Origin of the sequence: Methanobrevibacter sp. (genome assembly GCF_045116495.1) — an archaeon.
Lineage (GTDB): Archaea > Methanobacteriota > Methanobacteria > Methanobacteriales > Methanobacteriaceae > Methanocatella.
On sequence record NZ_JBGULU010000016.1, the window covers coordinates 1 to 2,895 of the forward strand.

At 34.2% G+C, this 2,895-nt stretch carries 1 pseudogene; it reads right to left on the bottom strand.

Going from position 1 to position 2,895, the window contains the following annotated elements:
• A pseudogene (locus ACJMLH_RS00650) lies at positions 1-2,895 on the bottom strand (hypothetical protein); the annotation flags it as partial.

Genomic DNA, 2,895 nt, shown 5'->3' on the forward strand with positions numbered 1-2,895 from the left:
CCTATAACTACCGAAAATAATAATAAAGGCAATCAAAAGATATGCAAACGGATTACCAGTTTCATACATAGTAACTGGAGGTTTTTCTGATGGCACGATAGGTACTGGAGGTTCAGTTTCGTTTTTAATGACCTTAACAGTACAGTTATCATAGTTATTTGATAAGTTACTGTCGGTTTCATTGCATGTAACGTTAACTTCATTAGTAATTTTGCCTTCAATGAGAGCTACACACTCAATATATAAAGTGGCAACTTCATCTTTGGTTAAATTACCAATTTCCCATATTCCAGTAGATACATCATATGATCCTTTGGATGCTTTGTAGCCTATGAATTTTACGCTATCAGGCAATACATCATATGCTTCAACATCATGAGCATCACATGGGCCATAATTAACCACAGTTATAATCCATTGGATTTTATCGCCAATATGGTAAATTTCCTTATCAGCATTTTTGATTACAGCTAAATCAACTATTGCAATACCTTCAGTTGTATTGTTTGCTTTATTGTTAGTGCGATTATTTTCAGGAGTTTTAGTAGTAACTTCAACAGGGTTAGTAATGTTTCCTACGCTTAACACTTTAGTTACGATTTGTAGTGTTTCACTTGAACCGCTTGCCAGTTTTCCAATAGTCCATACTTGTGATTTTACGTTGTATGTGCCTTTTGAAGCAATTGCTTTTATTAATTTTAAAGAATTAGGAATGTTTTCTAAAACTTTAACATCAGAAGCAGCACTTGGACCGTGGTTAGTAACCTTAATGGTCCAGGTAAGCACTTCACCAACGTATGCTTTCTTAGCACTTACAAGTTTAATGATTTCCAAATCACATACAGGGTTGACTTCAGTTGTGTTATTTGCTTTGTTGTCAGTCTCATTTTTGTCAGGTGTTGTACTGTTGACTATTACAACGTTTGTAAGGTTACCTTCTTTAACGACTTGAGTAATCAATACTAAATATACTGAAGCATCTTTTTCTAAATCTCCAATAGTCCAGACATTATTTGCATAACTTCCAACAGATGGAGTTACTTTAATAACTTCAAGACCATTAGGCAATTTTTCAGTCACTTTTACATCTTTTGCAGTGTTTGGACCTTTGTTTACAACTCTAACTGTCCATTCAACAAAGTCAGTAATGTTTACACTGGATGCGTTGACAAGTTTAGTAATTTCTAAATCGCAAACTGGAACTACATCAGTAGTATTGTTAGCAATATTGTTGCTTGTGTCATTGTCAGGACTGGTACTGTTTACAGATGCAATGTTTACAATGTTACCTAATTTTGTAACTTGAGTGATTAAAACCAGGGATGCAGTAGCATCTTTACCCATAGTTCCAATATTCCAAATTCCATTGCTGTATGTACCAGCAGACGGAGTTGAACTAATTAAGTTAAGTCCGCTAGGCAAAGTATCATTTACAATAACGTCATATGCAACACTAGGACCTTTGTTGGTTACAACAATTGTCCATTCAACCAAATCACCTTCATATACTTCAGAAGCATTGACCAGCTTGGTTATTTCAAGATCACAAACTGGATTTGCAACAGTAGTGTTGTTTGCTTCATTGTTTGTTTTATTTGGCTCGTAAGTACTTGTGTTAACAACCACAACATTTGTAATGTTACCTTCAGTAACAATTTGAGTAACTAAAATAAGGGAAACCAGATTATTTGCAGCCAGGCTGCCAATCTCCCAAACCCTAGTATCCTTATTGAAACTACCTGCACTTGGATTTGCGCTTAAAATTAAAGCCCCTTCAGGTAGGGTGTCAATAACCTTAACATCCCGTGCAGTGGAAGGACCCACATTAATAACGCTAATAGTCCACTCAACGCTATCTCCAACGTCGATAGATGAAGCATTAACTGTTTTATTAATGATTAGATCACAAATTGGGTCTGCAACAGAAGAGTTACTTGCATTATTATTTGTATAATCAGATTCATTGGTAGGAGTGTTAACAGATACGATATTATCGAATTGACCCTCAGCCAGAAGCTTGGTAACTAAAATAAGGGATACTGACTTGTTAGGGCCTAAGTCGCCAATATTCCAAATTAGTTTATTTCCATCAACTGTACAGTTTGCAGGAATTGTATACTCAATATTATTAGGTAAATAATCAGTCACAATAACATTTTCAGCTGTATTAGGACCATTATTCTTAACAATAATATTCCATTCAACCATATCATTAACGAATACTTCAGAAGCATTTACAAGTTTAGAGATTTCTAAATCACAAACTGGTTTTACATCAGTAGTATTATTACCAGTTTTGTTTTCCGTTTGATTAGAGGATGCATTGACTTTATTGATTAAGGTACCATTCACTAAGGTCTTAAATGTGATAGTGAAGTTGACACTTTCGTTAGGTGTCAATACACCATTATAATCGAAAACATTGCCGGATTTAGTCCAGAATTCTTCATTAGTATGTTTAATATATCTTAACTCGTTATCATCATAGATTTCAGTAACTTTAATATTAGTCAAATTACAGTCACCAGTGTTAGTAACAACAATAATAAATTCAGTGTTGTTACCACGGAGAACAGTTTTATTCAATGAGATTTTTTCAACAGACATGTTAGGTTTGTAAACTGTAGTAGTGTTGTTTCCTGTTTTATTGGTTCCATTAGATGATACGTTAACTTGGTTTAATAAAGTACCATTCACTAAAGCAGTAAATACAACAGTGAAATTAGCACTCTCACCAACAGTCAAATTACCATCATAATCGAAAACAAAGTCACCAGATTTAGACCATCTACCAGTAGAATCAACAATACTTTCATATCTCAATTCATCTGGGTTGAAAATCTCAGTAACTTTAACATCAGTTAAATTACAGTCACCAGTGTTAGTAACAACAAT